This window comes from Chryseobacterium sp. AC417 (genome assembly GCF_979258215.1).
The window spans coordinates 224,475-245,040 of the sequence record NZ_OZ409845.1 but is presented as its reverse complement, the minus strand read 5'-3'; the positions used below and the strand labels follow the sequence as shown (position 1 = coordinate 245,040).

General features: G+C 36.6%; 16 protein-coding genes and 1 tRNA gene. All 17 read left to right on the top strand.

Annotated features, from left to right (window positions below):
* Nucleotides 1-239: 239 nt before the first annotated feature.
* The 17 genes from tuf (at nt 240) to ACZZ9T_RS01090 (ending at nt 20,562) form a co-directional block, all read left to right on the top strand.
* On the top strand, nt 240-1,445 hold the full coding sequence (gene tuf, locus ACZZ9T_RS01170; RefSeq protein WP_463429602.1) for an elongation factor Tu: 1,206 nt from the start codon (nt 240-242) through the stop codon (nt 1,443-1,445).
* 54 nt (nt 1,446-1,499) lie between these two features.
* Nucleotides 1,500-1,570: transfer RNA gene (locus ACZZ9T_RS01165), tRNA-Trp, on the top strand.
* 13 nt (nt 1,571-1,583) lie between these two features.
* Complete coding sequence (gene secE / locus ACZZ9T_RS01160) at nt 1,584-1,787, top strand: preprotein translocase subunit SecE (protein ID WP_463429601.1); 204 nt, start codon at nt 1,584-1,586, stop codon at nt 1,785-1,787.
* 17 nt (nt 1,788-1,804) lie between these two features.
* Entirely contained in the window at nt 1,805-2,347 is a 543-nt protein-coding gene (gene nusG / locus ACZZ9T_RS01155) for a transcription termination/antitermination protein NusG (protein ID WP_047444878.1), read from the top strand.
* Nucleotides 2,348-2,795: 448 nt separating this feature from the next.
* Nucleotides 2,796-3,239 carry a 50S ribosomal protein L11 gene (gene rplK, locus ACZZ9T_RS01150; protein ID WP_162088342.1) on the top strand — a complete coding sequence of 148 codons (444 nt, stop codon included), beginning with the start codon at nt 2,796-2,798 and terminating at the stop codon, nt 3,237-3,239.
* An 11-nt stretch (nt 3,240-3,250) separates the two neighbouring features.
* Nucleotides 3,251-3,943, top strand: a complete 693-nt coding sequence (gene rplA / locus ACZZ9T_RS01145; RefSeq protein WP_463429600.1) for a 50S ribosomal protein L1 — start codon at nt 3,251-3,253, stop codon at nt 3,941-3,943.
* A 17-nt stretch (nt 3,944-3,960) separates the two neighbouring features.
* Nucleotides 3,961-4,557, top strand: a complete 597-nt coding sequence (rplJ, locus tag ACZZ9T_RS01140) for a 50S ribosomal protein L10 (RefSeq protein WP_463440582.1) — start codon at nt 3,961-3,963, stop codon at nt 4,555-4,557.
* Between the two features lie 46 nt (nt 4,558-4,603).
* Entirely contained in the window at nt 4,604-4,972 is a 369-nt protein-coding gene (gene rplL, locus ACZZ9T_RS01135) for a 50S ribosomal protein L7/L12 (protein WP_219970376.1), read from the top strand.
* A gap of 621 nt (nt 4,973-5,593) precedes the next feature.
* On the top strand, nt 5,594-6,193 hold the full coding sequence (locus ACZZ9T_RS01130) for a hypothetical protein (protein ID WP_463440581.1): 600 nt from the start codon (nt 5,594-5,596) through the stop codon (nt 6,191-6,193).
* 65 nt (nt 6,194-6,258) lie between these two features.
* Nucleotides 6,259-8,793 carry a beta strand repeat-containing protein gene (locus ACZZ9T_RS01125; RefSeq protein WP_463440580.1) on the top strand — a complete coding sequence of 845 codons (2,535 nt, stop codon included), beginning with the start codon at nt 6,259-6,261 and terminating at the stop codon, nt 8,791-8,793.
* Nucleotides 8,794-8,803: 10 nt separating this feature from the next.
* A complete protein-coding gene (locus tag ACZZ9T_RS01120) occupies nt 8,804-9,346 on the top strand; it encodes a hypothetical protein (protein WP_463440579.1) in 543 nt (180 codons plus the stop codon).
* 409 nt (nt 9,347-9,755) lie between these two features.
* Nucleotides 9,756-13,577, top strand: a complete 3,822-nt coding sequence (rpoB, locus tag ACZZ9T_RS01115) for a DNA-directed RNA polymerase subunit beta (protein WP_463440578.1) — start codon at nt 9,756-9,758, stop codon at nt 13,575-13,577.
* 84 nt (nt 13,578-13,661) lie between these two features.
* Nucleotides 13,662-17,927 (top strand): DNA-directed RNA polymerase subunit beta', encoded by a 4,266-nt coding sequence (gene rpoC / locus ACZZ9T_RS01110; RefSeq protein ID WP_463440577.1) that lies wholly within the window; start codon nt 13,662-13,664, stop codon nt 17,925-17,927.
* A gap of 83 nt (nt 17,928-18,010) precedes the next feature.
* Nucleotides 18,011-18,319 (top strand): DUF3467 domain-containing protein, encoded by a 309-nt coding sequence (locus ACZZ9T_RS01105; RefSeq protein ID WP_047444864.1) that lies wholly within the window; start codon nt 18,011-18,013, stop codon nt 18,317-18,319.
* Nucleotides 18,320-18,597: 278 nt separating this feature from the next.
* A complete protein-coding gene (locus ACZZ9T_RS01100; protein ID WP_463440576.1) occupies nt 18,598-19,248 on the top strand; it encodes a Crp/Fnr family transcriptional regulator in 651 nt (216 codons plus the stop codon).
* 122 nt (nt 19,249-19,370) lie between these two features.
* Nucleotides 19,371-20,210, top strand: coding sequence for a DUF5777 family beta-barrel protein (locus ACZZ9T_RS01095; RefSeq protein ID WP_463440575.1), 840 nt, complete (start codon nt 19,371-19,373; stop codon nt 20,208-20,210).
* 1 nt (nt 20,211) lies between these two features.
* Nucleotides 20,212-20,562, top strand: a complete 351-nt coding sequence (locus ACZZ9T_RS01090) for a hypothetical protein (protein ID WP_463440574.1) — start codon at nt 20,212-20,214, stop codon at nt 20,560-20,562.
* The last annotated feature ends 4 nt before the right edge of the window (nt 20,563-20,566 follow it).

Below are 20,566 nucleotides of genomic sequence, written 5' to 3'. Positions count from 1 at the left end.
TTTAATTAATAGTTTCAGCTAAATATACGATAGAAAAATCATCTTGGATTTTGAATGTGTTTTTTTTAATTCAATTTTTTGTTATAAATTTGCAGTTCAATTTTTACAAAAAATGTTGGTCTGCACTTTTTGAATTTGAATATTACTTTTTTTTCAAACAAAAAGATTTTAGTATTTAAAAATTCATTATATTTGCACACTGAAAATTTGAATAAACATAAAATAAATAATTTAATATCATGGCAAAGGAAACGTTTAATCGTAACAAACCACACTTGAACATTGGTACTATTGGTCACGTTGACCATGGTAAAACTACACTTACTGCAGCGATTTCTGCTGTATTGGCTAGCAAAGGTCTTGCTGAGAAAAAAGATTTCTCTGCTATTGACTCTGCTCCAGAAGAAAAAGAAAGAGGTATTACTATCAATACAGCTCACATCGAGTACGAAACTGAAGCTAGACACTATGCTCACGTAGATTGTCCAGGTCACGCCGATTATGTTAAGAACATGGTTACTGGTGCTGCTCAAATGGATGGAGCTATTGTGGTATGTGCTGCAACTGACGGTCCTATGCCTCAGACTAGAGAACACATCTTACTTTGCCGTCAGGTAAACGTACCTAGAATTGTTGTTTTCATGAATAAAGTTGACATGGTTGATGACGAAGAGTTGTTAGAGCTTGTTGAAATGGAACTTAGAGATCTTTTATCTCAATATGAGTATGATGGAGATAACTCTCCGGTAATCGCTGGATCTGCTCTTGGTGCACTTACTGCTGCTACTAATGGTACTCCGGATGACAAATGGTTCAAATCAGTTGAAGAATTGATGGATGCTGTTGATACTTGGATCGAACTTCCTGTTAGAGATCAAGAGAAACCATTCTTGATGCCTATCGAAGATGTATTCTCTATTACAGGTAGAGGTACTGTAGCAACTGGTAGAATCGAAGCTGGTATTATCAACACAGGAGATCCTGTAGATATCATCGGTATGGGTGACGAAAAATTAACTTCTACTATTACAGGAGTTGAGATGTTCAGAAAAATCCTAGACAGAGGTGAAGCTGGTGATAACGTAGGTCTATTGTTGAGAGGTATTGAAAAAACTGACATCAAGAGAGGTATGGTAATCGCTAAGAAAGATTCTGTGAAGCCACACAAAAAATTCAAAGCTGAGGTTTATATTCTTTCTAAAGAAGAAGGTGGACGTCACACTCCATTCCACAACAAATACCGTCCTCAGTTCTATGTAAGAACTACAGACGTTACAGGTGAGATCTTCTTACCAGAAGGTGTAGAAATGGTAATGCCTGGTGATAACTTAACTATTACAGTAGAATTGTTACAGCCAATCGCTCTTAACGTAGGTCTTAGATTTGCGATCAGAGAAGGAGGTAGAACAGTTGGTGCTGGTCAGGTTACTGAAATCTTAGATTAATCATCTTAATATAATAAAAGTTCCGTAAGGAAACTTACGGAACTTTTATAATCTACGGGCATCGTCCAATGGTAGGATACCGGTCTCCAACACCGTTGATCAGGGTTCGAATCCTTGTGCCCGTGCAAAAAGAAAATAATGAGCTTAGTAGAATTTTTAAAAGGTTCTTATCACGAATTTAGACATAAAGTAGAATGGCCAAAGTGGTCAGACCTACAGTCTTCAACTATTGTAGTTACTATTGCAACTGTTATTTTAGCATTGTTTACCTTTGGTGTTGATGAATTGTTTTCTAAAGCAATCAGTAATATCATCGGAATACTAATCAATACCTTCAACTAAAAAAGTATTTTCCCATAATGAGCGAATTGAAATGGTATGTGCTGAAAGCAATCAGCGGACAGGAAAATAAAGTGAAAAACTATATTGAGACAGAAATCAAACGTTTAGGGTTTGAGCAGTACGTTACTCAGGTGGTTATTCCTATGGAAAAGGTTATTCAGCTGAGAAATGGGAAAAAAGTACCAAAAGAGAGACCATATTATCCTGGTTATCTGATGGTAGAAGCAGAGTTGATGGGAGAGATTCCTCACGTGATCAAAAATATTCCCGGTGTAATTTCTTTTCTGAGTTTAACTAAAGGCGGAGATCCTGTTCCCATGAGAAAATCTGAGGTTAACAGAATGCTAGGCAGAATGGATGAACTGTCAGAATTTGCTTCAGATGCAGAAATTCCTTTCATCGTTGGTGAAAATGTAAAAGTAATCGACGGACCATTTAATGGTTTTAATGGTACCGTTGAAAAAATCTTGGAAGACAAGAAGAAAGTAGAAGTTTCTGTTTTGATCTTCGGAAGAAAAACTCCTATGGAGTTAAGCTTTATGCAGGTAGAAAAAGTTTAATACTTTTCAAATATATTAAAATACCGTTCAGAAATGAGCGGTATTTTTTTCTGTTCATAAAACAATGCAAGTTAAAGTCACTGTAATGTTATTTCTTCACTAAATTAAGTTTGAAAAAAAATGCAAACGAATGAATGTTATTTTTATTAAAACATTCTCATTTATTATTTAATTGTTATTAAATTTATTTGTCCTGGTCAAAGATTACTTTTGTTGGGTATTAGAATGGTTGTGTTACAGAATATATTCTTTGGATGGAAATATTAGGTTCAGAAATTTTTCATAAATATCATATTCTTTCTAAAAATCAATCAATTACTTTTGCTATTTAAAATAATTTTCATAATTTTGCAATCCGAAAAGTAGGGTTGCTGTATGTGAGTAGGTAATTCTACTGAATAATAAATGCTTCCAAACTCATTAATTATTCATTATTAAAAATTAAAAAATGGCTAAAAAAGTCTTTAAAATGGTTAAACTTCAGGTGAAAGGTGGCGCTGCCAACCCTTCTCCACCAGTAGGTCCAGCTTTGGGTTCTGCAGGTGTGAACATCATGGAGTTTTGTAAACAATTTAACGGAAGAACTCAGGATAAGCCAGGTCAAGTTTTGCCTGTAGTGATTACAGTGTACGAAGACAAATCTTTTGAATTCGTTATTAAAACTCCACCTGCAGCAATTCAGTTAATGGATGCAGCTAAAATCAAAGGAGGATCCGGAGAACCAAACAGAAACAAAGTAGGTGCTGTATCTTGGGCTCAGGTTCAAAAAATTGCAGAAGATAAAATGACAGATCTAAACTGTTTCACGATGGATTCTGCTCTTTCTATGGTTGCAGGTACTGCTAGATCTATGGGATTAAGAGTAACAGGAACTAAACCAACTAACGCTTAAAACTAATAGAAATGGCAAAATTAACTAAAAAGCAAAAAGAAGCTTTAAGCAAAGTAGAAAAAGGAAGAATTTATAACCTTGAAGAAGGTGCTGCTCTTGTAAAAGAAGTAAACACTGCAAAGTTTGATGCTTCTGTAGATATCGCTGTAAGATTGGGTGTAGATCCTAGAAAAGCTAATCAAATGGTAAGAGGTGTTGTATCTCTTCCTCATGGTACTGGTAAAGATGTTAAAGTTTTAGCATTGGTTACACCGGATAAAGAAGCTGAAGCGAAAGAAGCAGGTGCAGACTATGTAGGTCTTGACGAATATTTACAGAAAATAAAAGATGGTTGGACAGATGTTGACGTTATCGTTACTATGCCGGCTGTTATGGGTAAATTAGGTCCATTAGGTAGAGTATTAGGTCCAAGAGGTTTAATGCCTAACCCAAAATCAGGTACTGTAACGATGGATATTGGTAAAGCAGTAACTGAAGTGAAAGCTGGTAAAATTGACTTTAAAGTTGATAAATACGGTATTATCCATGCAGGTATCGGTAAAGTATCTTTTGATGCTAACAAATTGAAAGAAAATGCTCAGGAATTAATCTCGACATTGATCAAAATGAAACCAACTGCTGCTAAGGGTGTTTATGTGAAGAGCATTTATTTGTCTTCTACAATGAGCCCGGGTATTGCAATTGATAGTAAATCTGTTAACTAATTATAATCCTTAAGACAATGACAAAAGACCAAAAAGTTGTAGCAATACAAGAGATCAAAGACTTGCTTCAGGATGCAAAAGTAGTTTATGTAGCAGATCTAGACGGTTTGAACGCTGCAAAATCTTCTGACTTCAGAAGACAGGCTTTCAAGCAAAATATCAAAGTAAAAGTTGTGAAAAACACACTTTTGCAAAAAGCAATGGAGCAAATTGAAGGAGTAGATTACTCTGAAATGTTCGAAACTTTCAAAGGGAACTCTGCATTAATGATTGCTGAAACAGCTAACGCTCCGGCAAAATTAATCAAAGACTTTAGAAAAAAAGAAGATAAGCCGGCTTTAAAATCTGCTTTTGTACAAGAAACTTTCTATGTTGGTGACAACAACCTTGATGCTTTAGTAAGCATTAAGTCTAGAGAAGAAATGATCGGTGAAATCATCGGATTGCTTCAGTCTCCAATTCAAAGAGTTGTTTCTGCTCTTCAAAACAAATCTGAAACAACAGAAGCTACAGCTGAAGAAGCTGCTGCACCTGCTGTAGAAGAAACTCCTGCTGAGGCGGCTCCAGAAGCTCCAGCTGCAGATAGCACTGAGGAAACTCCAGCTGCTGAATAATTACTCTCAAAAAATTAAATAAATAATCAACAAAAACATTACAACAATGTCAGATTTAAAAAATTTAGCTGAAACGCTAGTAAACTTAACAGTAAAAGACGTAAATGAATTAGCTACTATCCTTAAGGATGAGTACGGAATCGAGCCAGCTGCTGCTGCTGTAGTTATGTCTGCAGGTGGTGGTGCTGAAGCTGCTGAAGAAAAAACAGAATTCGATGTAATTCTTAAAGCTGCTGGTGCATCTAAATTAGCAATCGTTAAATTGGTAAAAGATTTAACTGGTGCTGGTCTTAAAGAAGCTAAAGATATCGTAGATGGAGCTCCTGCTGCTATCAAAACTGGTATCTCTAAAGACGAAGCTGAAGCTCTTAAGAAGCAATTAGAAGAAGCTGGTGCTGAAGTAGAATTGAAATAATTCGTTTCTTTTTACAAGATATGAAGGTCACTATTTTTATAGTGACCTTTTTTTATAAGTATTATTTCGTACTGAACTTATTTCAGAGAATCATATTGTTTTTTGAGAAACACCAACATTTATGTCTATTAATCAATAATGGTGGGATGATGTGCAGGGATTCAGATATAATTTTTAAATGGTAAAGAGAATATGAAAAATTGATATGGAGAGTTAACATCTAAATCTGTAGAAAGAGAAAGTAGCTTGTTTTAAGCTGAGAATTTGTTATTTTGGAGACCTTAACTGTAAATTCTGCACTGTAATTTAATTGCTTGGTTCTGGATGATTTTTTTTATTTTAAAAATAAATTTAATTCAAATTATAAATAGAATAATTCTGGATGAAGAATTATTTTAATTTTTCCAAGGCAAATTGTATTTCATACCATTTGGATAAATTTATAGAAACATGATAAATTCACATATTAACAACAAATTAATGTAATAATATTGATAAATTGGTTATTTTTGCGCTTGTAAATTATTATAGTTGCAAAAATCTCTATTTTATATTAATAATATTGTAAATAATTCAAAGACGAGTAAAGGCTTTGATTATTTTCGTATATTAATAATGTGTTTGCTGTCTTTTTGCAGTATATTGGGATATTCGCAGGAAAATGATACGATAAAACGTACTTCTTCTCCAACCATTTTTCTAAAAAATGATGCAAAAATCTTCTCAAAGGATGAGAGCTTCAATAAGCAGATTCGTGACAAAAAAATTATTCTAAAAAATTCTGATCTTACTTATCAGGAAAACGGAGATAAAGGAAGCTTACTTAAAGTTACTTCTAAAACACAAAAAGAAGAGAAAAAGGATCTTAAAAACCAGCTTAAAACAGTTGAGAAAAAAAAAGAGACAGAAGCCTTAAAAAAAATTAAAAAAGAGATTGATCAGCATAAGGAAAGATCAAAGTCTTTTCTTCATAAAGAGCTGGATACCATTCCTTCTTCCGAAGAGTTTATGGCTTCCACTCATATCAATCAGGATTATGTAGCACCAAGCTATAGAAATCAGGATTTTTCTAAAATATGTCTTATTGAAAACGCACCATATTTACAGACTGCCTTAGATTTTCTCTATTCACAACAATTCTTATCTTATAATAACAAATCTTTAGATTTTTGTTTCTCTGAGGTCTTTTCTGTGAGACCGCCGCCCATTTTTAATATTTAATAGTTAATGACTTGATGGTTATTTATAAATCAAGTTGAATCTTATAAAATATTAAAAATAAAAAAGTGAATAAGAATATACTTTTACTAGCAGCATTTTTTGTGATGCTGTTTAATACAACTGTGTTTTCCCAGCAAGCAGGGAGAATTTATATTTCCTCCGCAACAACAGGAAGAATCTATGATATAACTACAGGCGTTACACCTACAGTGATTAATACTCCTGCACCATTGAATACTAATTTAGGGACAGCTGTTACCAATCTTGCAATAGGTTATGACGCTCCGACTGCGCCTAATACCTTAGTTTATATCAGTTCAAATACAACAGCTGCAGCTGCAATTAATAAAAACGGAACTGCTGTAGCTGGGACAACCCTTCCGGTAGCTATGGGTGGGTTTGGTACTAATAACGTACCGGGAACGTATTTCGGTCAGGTGTTTGGCTTTGGTAGTAATACAAAGAACTTATACAGGGTTTATCCTACACCAAGTGCAACACCTATCACTGTAACTGGCGCAACAGGCGATACAATTTGGAATTTGGGGACAACAACTATCTTTGTTAATGATGCAATATTTGATTATCAGAATAATGTTTATACGGTTGTCGCAAATTCAGCAGATACTAACAGATATTTATACAGAATTACCCTGGTAAATGCTACAACGGCGACGGCGTCACTAGTTGCCCAGATTTCTGGTCCTGTTGCTACCATTGCTAATGGTTTAGGTGCAGCTTACCTTAATGGTAAAATGTACGTTGTGGATAATACAAACCCACAGCAGCTTTACACTATTGATTTAGTTACGGGTGTTTCTGTTGTCGACAGAGTTTTTGATAATTCAGTAAATTTCACAGGAAGTAAGGATTTAGCTTCTGTTGATTATTATATACCGTTTCAGTTTGTCTGTGGTGGTTCGACGTTTATCAACGGAAGTCCTTTTGTACCTGGGGTTACAGCAACTAGAACACTTAGGATTCCTATTACAGCAGTTTATATTCCGGGAACATATAATATCTCTGTAAGCGGAACCAACTTTAATACTGCAAATCAAAGTGTAAATGTGACGAGTACAACAACATACGTTGATGTCGACATGACTTATACCGGAGGTGGTGCGGTCGGTACACGTGCTCTCACTATAAGTTTAAGTACTACAACATGTACCGAAACAGTCTTTGTAGAATTAGATACAGATGGTGATGCGTTGGCAGACAGTGTAGATCTTGATGATGATAACGATGGTATTTTAGATACAGCTGAAGGTTGTGCCGGAACCGTCACAATGGCGACAGTAACACCCGCATTGGCAACAGAACTAAGTACAGGAAATACGGTAGTTTTTCCTTTGGTTCCGCCTGGAGCAACACTTCCCGAAGGCGGTGTTAGAATTACAAAAACGTCTGGAGGAAATGGGTGGGGAACTTTTACCCCTCCTAATGCCACCGCTTCGTTAACAGTCAATGGCTCTGCAACCGCAACTTTCTCCACGACTTATTTAGATGTTGTTGCGGGAGGAACTACGCCTGGAGTTCCAAGAGTTTTAAATTTTAATTTTGGTGCAAGTGCAAAATCAATAAGTACCGCGAATAATGACTACCAATATATAATCGGAATTGCAGGTTTAGGGAATGAGGGTGCGACAATAAGCTCTACGTTTTCAGTTCCTTTGACAGTAATCCAGAATGTGGATGTTTTTAATTCGGGTAGATTCTCGTTGTTTGAAGGTGTTACGCCAACTCCAGGACAGACCGGTACTGTTTTTTCAACCAGCTTACCGAATGCTAGTCCTGCACAGGGGTATACTTTCTTTTTTATTCCTAAAGAGGTTGCTACATTTATCATGAGTATCACCGGAGGAAATGATCCGCATGGTTTTATTTTTGGAGTTTATAGACAGAACTGTACTGTAGATACCGATAATGATACTGTACTCAATTATGTGGATGCCGATTCTGATGGTGATGGTTGTGCTGATTCACTAGAAGGTTCTGAAACAGTACGATACAATCAGATATATCCTTTAACCTTTGCAACGCAGTCACTTAGAGGGCAGATTAGAGTTTTAGGAAATGGGACAACAACAGGAACTCCTTCACAGGTTATAAGCACTGTTGCTGCTGTTAGAGGTGTTCCGTTATTAGTAAATAATGCGGCAAATAATACAGGTGGTGTTGCCGGCATCGCTGATAATACAGATGCAACCGCAGACTTAGGTCAGGGGTTGGGGACTTCTCAGAGCGCAGGTACTAGAGATACAGAGTGCGACAGATGTTTCCGTCCTGCAACATCTCCGGGAGTAGGCGGGGTGCCAACAAATCATGGTATAACAGCTTTAGGAAGAGCAGGTGTTAATAATGGGAACTGGCCAATGAAAATTACAGGCGCATATACTGCTTTGGATGCTAAAACGAAAGGTTTTGTCATCAACAGGCTTCCTTTTACAGGGACTCCAAGTGTGCCAACCGGAATTGCTCCTGCAAACTTTGTACAGGGTATGATGGTGTACGATACTACCAACAACTGTTTAAAAATATATGACGGCACACAGTGGTTCTGCTATACAAAGCAGACATGTGACGATTTTACTCAATAAAAAAGAAAAAATGAAAAAATATATAATATTAACAGTAATATTCATCTCAGGTTTTTTATTCAGTCAGGTAACAATTGGTAAAACTACCAATTCTAATGCTCCTGCTAATACAAGTGTATCTTTAGAATTGGGTAATGCTGCGTCAGGAACAAAAGGAATTGTGCTGCCTTGGGTCACTTCTGCTGCGAGCGTTACAACACCGGTTGCCGGCACATTAATATTTGATTCTACAGACAAAAAAATCAAATACAGAAACAATACGGTTACTTGGTTTGATCTTTCGAATGGAGCATTCAGCCCCGCAGTAGGAGTAGGTGTGCCAGATACGAATCTGGAAGTATCAACTGCAAAAACTCAGATAGGAGGTTTGGTAACAGATACTACATCAGGAATTTTAGTTCTGGCGGATACCAATAAAGCAATGATTTTACCAAGAGTAAGTTCTCATACATCTATAGTCAATCCCAGTCCCGGGATGATGGTTTTTGTAACGGCTACCAACCAGCTTGCGCTTTATAATGGATTAGAATGGTCTTTTTGGACTAAACCTTAAAATATTATTAACTCATATTGAAATGACCACTTCAAAACGAAGTGGTCATTTTTGTTTCTTATTTCGATTTTATTTCGTACATTTGCAGTCTCTTTTGGCGCTAAAACTATACATATTACGGTAAAACATTGTAAATCAACTCTTTCATTTTTTGAAAGGGGTTTCTTGTTTGTAAATGATAGGTACTTTTCGTCTAAAAGTAAAATTTAAAAATATTTTGCATTACGCTGTGAAAAGATATACCAGCGTTGCAGTTAGAATTAGAGTAAATAATAAGAATAAAGAACTAAAGACTGCTTCTGATAGCGCCAAACATCATAAGTCTTTTATCTGAGCTCTTTCTCTTTTAATCTTTTTCTGATATTTTTTGTAAAATCAAAATATTTTTTAACCCTTTCTTAAAAGTTTTATGAGTAAAACAACCGCAATTACTAAAGGAAATGAGAGAATAAATTTCTCTACAGCGAAAGGAAAAATCATTACTCCGGATTTCTTAGATATCCAGTTAGAGTCATTTAAAGATTTTTTCCAATTAGACACACTTCCGGAAGACAGAAAGAAAGAAGGTTTGCACAAGACCTTCCAAGAAAACTTTCCAATTACCGATTCTAGAAACCAATTCGTTTTGGAATTCTTAGATTATCTGGTAGATTCTCCACGTTATTCGATCGACGAATGTGTGGAAAGAGGTTTAACGTATTCCGTTCCTCTGAAAGCCAGACTTAAATTGTACTGTACAGACCCTGAACATGAAGATTTTCAGACTGTTGTACAGGATGTTTATTTAGGTCCGGTTCCTTACATGACTCCGTCTGGTTCATTTATTATTAATGGAGCAGAGCGTGTTATCGTAACTCAGTTACACAGGTCTCCAGGTGTATTCTTCGGACAGACTTACCACGCAAACGGAACAAAATTGTACTATTCAAGAATTATCCCTTTTAAAGGATCTTGGATGGAATTTACTACGGATATCAACAGCGTAATGTATGCGTATATTGACCGTAAGAAAAAATTACCTTTAACAACATTATTAAGAGCGATTGGTTTCGAATCTGATAAAGACATTCTTCAGATCTTTGACCTTGCAGAAGAAGTGAAAGTTTCTAAAGCTGCCCTTAAAAAAGTAGAAGGCAGAACTTTGGCTGCGAGAGTATTGAATACTTGGTTCGAAGATTTTGTAGACGAAGATACTGGTGAAGTAGTTTCTATCGAAAGAAACGAAATCATCCTAGACAGAGAAACGATTCTTGAAAAAGAACATATTGATCTTATTTTGGATGCCGGTGTGAAATCTATCTTGATTCACAAAGAAAATTCAAACGAATTCTCTATCATTCAGAATACTTTACAAAAAGACCCTACCAACTCTGAAAAAGAAGCGGTAGAATATATTTACCGTCAACTTAGAAATGCAGATCCACCCGATGAGGAAACTGCAAGAGGAATTATTGAAAAATTATTCTTCTCAGAGCAAAGATATTCACTTGGTGAAGTAGGACGTTACAGACTAAACAAAAAGTTAGGTCTTAATATCCCGACTACAACTGAGGTTCTTACGAAAGAAGATATCATTGCGATTGTAAGACACCTGATCGAATTGGTAAACTCTAAAGCTGAGGTTGATGATATTGACCACTTATCAAACAGAAGAATTAAAACTGTTGGTGAGCAATTAGCAGGACAGTTTGGGGTAGGTCTTTCAAGAATTGCAAGAACGATTAAAGAGAGAATGAACGTTAGAGATAACGAAATCTTTACTCCTCTTGATCTTGTAAATGCAAAAACTTTAACATCAGTTATTAACTCATTCTTTGGTACCAACCAGCTTTCTCAGTTCATGGATCAAACCAACCCATTGTCAGAGATCACGCACAAGCGTAGACTTTCTGCACTAGGACCTGGTGGTTTATCAAGAGAAAGAGCAGGTTTCGAGGTACGTGACGTTCACCATACTCACTATGGTCGTATTTGTCCTATCGAAACTCCTGAAGGACCAAACATTGGTTTGATCTCTTCTTTAGGTATCTATGCTAAAATCAATACTTTAGGTTTCATCGAAACTCCATATAGAAAAGTAGAAGGAAGTACGGTAGACTTACATGCTGATCCTATTTATCTGAATGCAGAAGACGAAGAAGATAAAGTAATTGCTCAGGCAAACGTTGAGTTAGATGATAACGGAGCGTTCTTAACAGACAGAATTATTGCCAGATTAGATGGTGATTATCCTGTAGTTGAGCCTTCTCAGGTTAATTTGATCGACGTTGCACCAAACCAGATTTCCGGTATTTCTGCTTCATTGATTCCATTCTTGGAGCATGATGATGCAAACCGTGCATTGATGGGATCAAACATGATGCGTCAGGCAGTTCCTTTGTTGAAGCCACAAGCTCCAATCGTTGGTACAGGTCTGGAACAACAAGTTGCAAAAGATTCAAGAATTTTGATCAATGCAGAAGGTAATGGTGTTGTAGAGTATGTAGATGCTGATCAGATTATTATTAAATATGAAAGAAGCGATGACGAAGATTTAGTATCATTCGAATCTGCTACGAAAACATATAAACTGACTAAGTTTAGAAAAACTAACCAGAGTACGACGATTACCCTAAGACCAAACGTAAGAGTAGGTGAAACGGTACATAAAGGTCAGGTTCTTTGTGACGGTTACGCAACTGAAAACGGAGAATTGGCTCTTGGTAGAAACTTAGTAGTAGCCTTCATGCCTTGGAAAGGGTACAACTTTGAGGATGCAATCGTAATCAACGAAAAAGTAGTACGTGAAGACTGGTTTACTTCGATCCACGTAGATGAGTATTCTCTTGAAGTTCGTGATACCAAATTAGGTATGGAAGAACTGACAGCAGATATTCCGAACGTTTCAGAAGAAGCTACAAAAGATCTTGATGAGAACGGGATGATCAGAATCGGTGCTGAAGTGAAGCCTGGTGATATCATGATTGGTAAGATTACTCCAAAAGGTGAATCTGATCCTACTCCTGAAGAGAAACTTTTGAGAGCAATCTTTGGTGACAAAGCCGGTGATGTAAAAGATGCTTCATTGAAAGCAGATTCTTCATTAAGAGGTGTTGTGATCAACAAAAAATTGTTCTCTAGAAACATTAAAGACAAAAAGAAAAGAACTGAAGAAAAACTGAAGCTTGAAGAGATTGAAAACACTTACAAGGCTAAGTTTGACGAGTTGAGAAATACTTTAATCGAAAAATTAAACACTCTAGTTAGCGGTAAAACTTCTCAGGGAGTTACGAATGACTTAGATGAAGAAATTATCGGTAAAGGAGTGAAATTTACTCACAAATTATTGACTTCAGTAGAAGATTACGTAAACGTTAGCGGTGCAGACTGGACGGTTGACAACGATAAAAATGAATTGATTAAACAATTGATTCACAACTACAAAATCAAGTTCAACGATATCCAAGGAGTTAAAAACCGTGAGAAATTCGCAATTTCTATCGGCGATGAGCTTCCTGCAGGGATCATGAAATTGGCTAAAGTATATATCGCTAAAAAACGTAAACTAAACGTTGGAGATAAAATGGCGGGTCGTCACGGTAACAAAGGGATCGTTTCGAGAATCGTTCGTGAAGAAGATATGCCATTCTTAGAAGACGGAACACCGGTAGATATCGTATTGAATCCACTTGGGGTACCTTCTCGTATGAACATCGGACAGATTTATGAAACAGTTCTAGGATGGGCTGGTCAGAAATTGGGAATGACGTTCGCTACGCCAATCTTTGATGGGGCAACTCTTGATCAGATTACAGAGTACACTGAGAAAGCAGGAGTTCCTAAATTCGGTCACACTCACCTTTATGATGGGGGTACCGGAGAAAGATTTACACAGGCTGCAACAGTAGGTATTATCTATATGTTGAAACTTGGGCACATGGTAGATGACAAAATGCACGCACGTTCTATCGGACCTTACTCATTAATTACTCAGCAGCCATTAGGAGGTAAAGCTCAGTTCGGTGGTCAGAGATTCGGAGAGATGGAGGTTTGGGCTCTTGAAGCATTTGGAGCTGCAAATATCTTGAGAGAAATCTTGACTGTGAAGTCGGATGACGTGATTGGTAGAGCAAAAACTTATGAAGCGATTGCGAAAGGGGAAGCAATGCCTGAACCAGGTATTCCGGAATCTTTCAACGTATTACTTCATGAGCTGCAAGGTCTTGGATTAGACGTAAGACTAGAGGAATAATTTTAAATTTTAAATTATAAATGTTGAATGGCAACATTCAAAAGTTAATCTAAAATCTAAAATCTAAAATTTAAAATCTAACAAATGTCAAATAAAAATAAATCAAGTAGATTTAATAAAATAACTATCGGTTTAGCTTCACCTGAGTCAATTTTACAAGACTCAAGAGGGGAAGTTCTTAAACCGGAAACTATTAACTACAGAACGCATAAACCAGAAAGAGACGGTTTGTTCTGTGAAAAAATCTTCGGTCCTATCAAAGATTACGAATGTGCTTGTGGTAAATACAAGAGAATTCGTTACAAAGGGATCGTTTGTGACCGTTGTGGTGTAGAGGTTACGGAGAAAAAAGTACGTAGAGAAAGAATCGGACATATTGGTTTGGTTGTTCCTATTGCGCACATTTGGTATTTCCGTTCTTTACCAAACAAAATCGGTTATCTTTTGGGTATTCCTTCTAAGAAATTAGATATGATTATCTATTACGAGAGATATGTTGTGATTCAGCAGGGTATCGCTAAGAAAGCAGATGGTTCAGATTTTGACGAGAAAGAATTCCTTACAGAAGAAGAATATCTGGATGTTTTGGAAACTCTTCCTCCGGATAATCAATATCTTGATGATGCAGATCCAAACAAATTCCTTGCTAAAATGGGTGCGGAAGCTGTTGAAGAATTGCTGAAAAGAATTGATCTTGATGCATTGTCTTTCGACTTGAGACACAAAGCTCACAATGAAGGCTCTAAGCAAAGAAGAACTGAAGCTCTGAAAAGATTGAACGTAGTAGAAGCATTGAGAGGTGCTAATACAAGAATGATCAACAGACCAGAGTGGATGATTATGCGTGTGCTTCCTGTAATACCACCAGAACTAAGACCATTAGTTCCGTTGGATGGAGGGCGTTTCGCAACTTCTGACCTTAATGACCTTTACAGAAGAGTAATTATCAGAAACAACCGTTTGAAGAGATTATTGGAGATCAAAGCTCCTGAAGTAATCTTGAGAAACGAGAAGCGTATGCTTCAGGAATCAGTAGATTCATTATTTGATAATACAAGAAAATCTTCTGCCGTAAAATCTGAATCAAACAGACCATTGAAATCACTTTCAGATTCATTGAAAGGTAAGCAGGGTCGTTTCCGTCAGAACTTACTAGGGAAAAGGGTAGATTACTCTGCTCGTTCGGTAATTGTTGTAGGTCCAAACTTACAGCTTCACGAATGTGGTATTCCTAAAGATATGGCAGCTGAGCTTTACAAACCGTTTATCATCAGAAAACTGATTGAAAGAGGAATTGTAAAAACAGTAAAATCTGCAAAGAGAATTATTGACAGAAAAGAACCTGTAGTGTATGATATCTTAGAAGGTGTAATGAAAGGTCACCCTGTTTTGCTAAACAGAGCACCTACTTTGCACAGACTGGGTATTCAGGCTTTCCAACCTAAGATGATCGAAGGTAAGGCAATCCAATTACACCCGTTGGTAACAACAGCATTCAACGCCGATTTTGATGGTGACCAGATGGCGGTACATTTACCGTTGGGTCCGGAAGCAATTTTGGAAGCTCAGTTATTGATGTTAGGTTCTCAGAATATCTTGAACCCGGCAAACGGTTCTCCAATTACAGTACCATCTCAAGACATGGTTCTTGGTCTTTATTTCATGACCAAAGAATTAAGCTCTACAGATGAGAAAAAAGTATTGGGAGAAGGTCTTGCATTCTATTCTCCGGAAGAAGCGGAAATCGCTTATGCTGAAGGTAGAGTTTCATTAAACGCTAAAGTAAGATGTAGACTTCCAATTAAAGAAAACGGTGAAATCACAACGAAATTAACTGAAACTTCTGTTGGTAGAATCTTATTTAACCAGATCGTTCCTAAACAGTCAGGATATATTAATGAACTTCTTACAAAGAAATCATTAAGAAATGTTATTGGTAAAGTACTTGCTGATACAGATTTCCCTACCACTGTGAAGTTCTTGGATGCGATGAAAGACTTAGGATATTCAAATGCATTCAAAGGAGGTCTTTCATTCTCATTAGGTGACATCGTTGTTCCTGTTGAGAAAAAGAAAATGATCGCAACATCTATTGAAACTGTAGACGAAATTAGAGCCAACTATAACATGGGTCTTATTACAGATACAGAAAGATATAATCAGGTAATTGACGTTTGGACAAACACCAACGCAGGATTAACTGAAATGATCATGAGCAGAATGAAAGTTGACCAAGGTGGATTCAATTCTGTATACATGATGCTTGATTCTGGTGCGAGGGGTTCTAAGGAACAGATCCGTCAGTTATCAGGGATGAGAGGTTTGATGGCAAAACCGCAGAAAGCTGGTTCTACCGGTGCGGAAATTATCGAAAACCCGATTCTTGCAAACTTTAAGGAAGGTCTTTCGATCTTAGAATACTTTATCTCTACTCACGGTGCTCGTAAGGGTCTTGCGGATACCGCATTGAAAACTGCCGATGCAGGTTACCTAACGAGAAGATTAGTAGACGTTGCACAGGATGTTATCATTACAGAACAAGACTGTGGAACACTTAGAGGAACTGAAGTTACCGCACTGAAGAAAAATGACGAAATCGTTGAAAGAATTTCTGAAAGAATCTTAGGTAGAGTATCTCTTCATAATGTATACGATCCTGAAACCGACGAATTGGTAGCAAACGCTGATCAGATTATTGATGAAGCTTTAGCTAAAAGAATCGAAGAAATGGGTATTGAAGCTTTGGAAGTACGTTCACCACTTACTTGTGAAACTCAAAAAGGAATCTGTGCTAAATGTTATGGTAGAAACCTGGCAACTGGTAAGAAAATCCACATGGGTGAAGCGGTAGGTGTAATTGCTGCACAATCAATTGGGGAACCGGGAACTCAGCTTACGTTGAGAACTTTCCACCAAGGGGGTGTATCTACAAACGTATCAGAAAATCCTTCAATTTCCGCAAGAAGAGATGGTATCGTTGAATTGGATGAGGTAAGAACAATTACTTCTGAAGACGAAAGCGGAAACACTGCGGAAGTAGTAGTATCTCGTACAACAGAATTCAGATTGGTTGCTGATAACGAATCCAGAACTCCATTAATGATAGCAAACGTACCTTACGGTTCTCAGTTATTGGTTAAATCTGGTGATAAAGTGAAAAAAGGTGATATCATTGCAAAATGGGATCCTTATAACGCGGTAATTATTGCAGAGAACGCTGGTAAAGTAGAGTATGAAGATATCATCCAAGGTATTTCATTCCAGTTGGAGATTGACGAACAAACAGGATTTGAGGAGAAAGTAATCTCCGAATCTAGAAATAAGAAAGCCGTACCTACACTGAAGGTGGTAGATTCTAAAGGGGTTGAGCAAAAAGGTTACAACTTACCGGTAGGAGCCCACTTAATGGTAAACGATGGTGAAAAAATTAAGGCTGGTAAAGTCTTAATCAAAATCCCAAGAAAATCTGCTAAGTCAGGGGATATCACCGGAGGTCTTCCGAGAGTTACAGAATTATTTGAAGCAAGAAACCCTTCAAACCCTGCGGTTGTTACAGAAATCGATGGGGTAGTTTCTTACGGAAAAATCAAGAGAGGTAACCGAGAATTGATCGTTGAGGCTAAAACTGGTGAGAGAAAAATTTATTTAGTTAAATTATCAAACCAGATCTTAGTACAGGAAAATGACTTCGTGAGAGCTGGTTCGCCACTTTCTGACGGTTCAGTTACTCCGGACGATATCCTGAAGATCAAGGGACCAACTGCGGTTCAGGAATATTTAGTAAATGAAATTCAGGAAGTTTACCGTCTACAAGGGGTAAAAATCGACGATAAGCACTTCGAAATCATCGTAAGACAGATGATGACAAAAGTATCAATCGTTGACGGAGGTGATACTCAGTTCCTTGAAGCTGCTCTAGAGCACAAATATGATTTCTTGGTTGAAAACAACAGAGTATTTGGTCTTAAAGTAGTTACAGACGCTGGTGATTCTAAAGAATTCAAGCCAGGACAGATGATTACTGCAAGAGAACTGAGAGACGAAAACTCTAAGTTGAAGCGTGAAGATCAGAAATTAGTTGAAGTAAGAGAAGCACTTCCTGCAACCGCTACACCGGTATTGCAAGGGATTACAAGAGCAGCTCTTCAAACTAAATCATTCATGTCTGCAGCATCGTTCCAGGAAACAACTAAAGTTCTGAACGAAGCAGCAGTAGCTGGTAAAGTAGATACGCTGAACGGTCTTAAAGAAAATGTAATTGTAGGACACAGAATTCCTGCAGGTACAGGTCTTAAAGAGTATCAGAATGTAATCGTAGGTTCTAAAAAAGAATTTGAAGATTTAAATTAATTCAAAATTTAATGTTCAGGGTTCAAAGATTTAATTTATTTTTGAGCCTTGAATTTTTTAAACATAAAACTTAAACAAAAATAATGGACAACCAAAATCAAAACAACGATCCAAACAACATCAACATTCAATTGAACGAAATGGTAGCTTCAGGGGTATATTGTAACCTTGCTTTAGTAAACCATTCTCCATCAGAATTTGTAGTAGATTTCATCCAACTAATGCCGGGTGTACAGCAGGCGAACGTGCGTTCAAGAGTAATTCTTGCTCCACTTCACGCTAAGAGAGTTCTTACAGCTCTTCAGCAAAACATCACAAACTACGAGCAGCAGTTCGGAGAAATCAAAGAAGTTGAGCCTTTCGTATTAGGTGGAAACAACGTACAAGCGTAAGATTTTCTCAAAAACATATAAGAATGCCCCAGCGAAAGTTGGGGCATTTTTTTATACTAATTATAGTGATGATATTTATTTGATAACAATTTTCATCCGGAATTTATCCTAGCGAAGTACAATATGTACTTTTCTCTTTCATTGATCATACTTCTAAATATTTGTTTTTTTGTCTAAATGGATTATCAAATATTAATAAAAATATTATTTTTAACGAAAAAAAATATAATGACGTTGTTACAATTTAATACCTTTGCTTTAGATATTATTTAAAATCTATGTTGGATAATCAATTTATTATTAACAAATTTGGTTTTTTGGGTAGCGATTTTTTAAGAGAAATCAATAAACACGCTATTATCACCAATATAAAAGCAAAAACTGAAATAACCAGAGAAGGGCAAAAAAATAAATTTGTTCCGTTTCTCATCAAGGGTTCTATCAGAGTTTTTTCATTAAATGATGGGCGAGAGCTCATTTACTATTATGTAAGAGAAGATGATAGTTGTATGATGACTTTTTCTTCTATTTTTTCTGATTATATAAGTCGTATTTATGCAGTTGCAGAAGAAGATTCGGAAGTTTTGCTCATTCCAGTTTCCGTCATGCACGATTGGTTAATAAAGTTTCCCGCAATAAACAAATTGTTTTTCCAGGAATATGACAAACGTTTTTCAGACGTTATGAATATGGTGAATGAAGCTGTATTTCACAAACTTGATAAAAGAATTCTCAGCTACATCAAACATCAGATTATCTTAACAGGCAATAATCCCATAAAACTTACTCACAGGGAAATTGCTACAAATCTCGGCACCTCGAGAGAAGTGGTAAGTAGAGTACTGAAAAAAATGGAAAATGAGGGAGAGATTTCTCAAGGCAAAGCAGGAATCAGAATTGCCCAGACTGAAAATGTTAGTCAGCTCTAATAAATTTGTTTTAATACTTTTATTAATCTGATTGATAAAAACAATCTCATTGGTGACTTTTGTCACCTACTTTTAAAAATTTTAGTCGATAAGTTTGTTGTATCAATTTTAATTAAAATTATATGACAAAAACTCTCCTCTTTTTGTCAATGTTATCATCAATTCTTGCCTATTCTCAGGAAGATTTGCTGAAGGATATTGACACCATTCAAACAACACAAAATAATCCGCCGGCATTCAAAGCCTTACAAATAGTTACCGGACAATCTACAAAGCTAACTGCCAAAAACGAATGGTATATGGTGGTTGCACACCGTTTTGGCGATGTGAGTATGGGTTTTAAAAACTTCTTCGGATTAGATGAAGCATCCACAAAGTTGGGTGTTATTTATGGTCTTACAGATGGTTTATCGCTCAGTCTTTCCAGAGAAACCAATATGAAAACATTCGAAATGGGAGCAAAATACAGCATTCTGAAACAGAATGATCATTTTCCGTTGGATGTTGTAGGCTATAATGTTGCAGCTCTTAACACAGCATTAGACAAAGATAACTATCCGTACCTGAAGTTTGGTGACAGGCTTTCATATTTAACGCAGGCTCTGATTTCAAGAAGATTCAGTGATGAATTTTCTCTGCAGGTCACACCTTCTTACGTTCATAAAAATTTATATGAGCCGGCTGTAGAAGATGATAATCAGTTTCTTGCAGGATTGGGAGGCCGTTACAAAATCTCGAAGAGAATTTCTATCAACGCAGAATATTTTGTGAATTTTGATCATCACAGTTTCTACAAAAATCCTTTGTCTGTGGGAATGGATATTGAAACCGGGGGTCATGTTTTTCAACTTTTATTCAGCAATTCTCAATTGAATTCAGATATTGGTTACCTCACCAATGCGACCGGAAAGTGGGAAAAAGGACAAATTTTCTTTGGATTTAATCTTTACAGAGTATTTTAAGATGAAAAAAATAATCTACATATCAATTTGCTTTCTTTTCATTACCGCATGCGAAAGCAGAACCTATGAGGAGATTTCGAATAACGAAACGATCACAGAAGCTGTAAAGTACAATCAAAATATAAAACCGATTGTTGATGCGAACTGTATTGTGTGTCATTCTGCAACGGGTTCTGCATCATTTCAGCCGTTTACCAATTATAATCAGGTGAAAAACAACATTGATAACATTTTAAACAGAATCCAAAGACCCAACGGAGATCCGCAAAAAATGCCTCAGGGAGGTTCGTTATCAACAAGTCAGATCAATCTTTTCATCAAATGGAAAGCAGACGGTTTAATTGAAAATTAAAAAA

What these genes read in the sequence shown, in the direction of transcription:
- secE (WP_463429601.1), top strand. Translation starts at nt 1,584, where the DNA reads ATGAGCTTAGTAGAATTTTTAAAAGGTTCTTATCACGAATTTAGACAT.
- rplA (WP_463429600.1), top strand. Translation starts at nt 3,251, where the DNA reads ATGGCAAAATTAACTAAAAAGCAAAAAGAAGCTTTAAGCAAAGTAGAA.
- rpoB (WP_463440578.1), top strand. Translation starts at nt 9,756, where the DNA reads ATGAGTAAAACAACCGCAATTACTAAAGGAAATGAGAGAATAAATTTC.
- ACZZ9T_RS01095 (WP_463440575.1), top strand. Translation starts at nt 19,371, where the DNA reads ATGACAAAAACTCTCCTCTTTTTGTCAATGTTATCATCAATTCTTGCC.
- ACZZ9T_RS01120 (WP_463440579.1), top strand. Translation starts at nt 8,804, where the DNA reads ATGAAAAAATATATAATATTAACAGTAATATTCATCTCAGGTTTTTTA.
- tuf (WP_463429602.1), top strand. Translation starts at nt 240, where the DNA reads ATGGCAAAGGAAACGTTTAATCGTAACAAACCACACTTGAACATTGGT.
- rplJ (WP_463440582.1), top strand. Translation starts at nt 3,961, where the DNA reads ATGACAAAAGACCAAAAAGTTGTAGCAATACAAGAGATCAAAGACTTG.
- rpoC (WP_463440577.1), top strand. Translation starts at nt 13,662, where the DNA reads ATGTCAAATAAAAATAAATCAAGTAGATTTAATAAAATAACTATCGGT.
- ACZZ9T_RS01105 (WP_047444864.1), top strand. Translation starts at nt 18,011, where the DNA reads ATGGACAACCAAAATCAAAACAACGATCCAAACAACATCAACATTCAA.
- ACZZ9T_RS01100 (WP_463440576.1), top strand. Translation starts at nt 18,598, where the DNA reads ATGTTGGATAATCAATTTATTATTAACAAATTTGGTTTTTTGGGTAGC.
- rplL (WP_219970376.1), top strand. Translation starts at nt 4,604, where the DNA reads ATGTCAGATTTAAAAAATTTAGCTGAAACGCTAGTAAACTTAACAGTA.
- ACZZ9T_RS01090 (WP_463440574.1), top strand. Translation starts at nt 20,212, where the DNA reads ATGAAAAAAATAATCTACATATCAATTTGCTTTCTTTTCATTACCGCA.
- rplK (WP_162088342.1), top strand. Translation starts at nt 2,796, where the DNA reads ATGGCTAAAAAAGTCTTTAAAATGGTTAAACTTCAGGTGAAAGGTGGC.
- nusG (WP_047444878.1), top strand. Translation starts at nt 1,805, where the DNA reads ATGAGCGAATTGAAATGGTATGTGCTGAAAGCAATCAGCGGACAGGAA.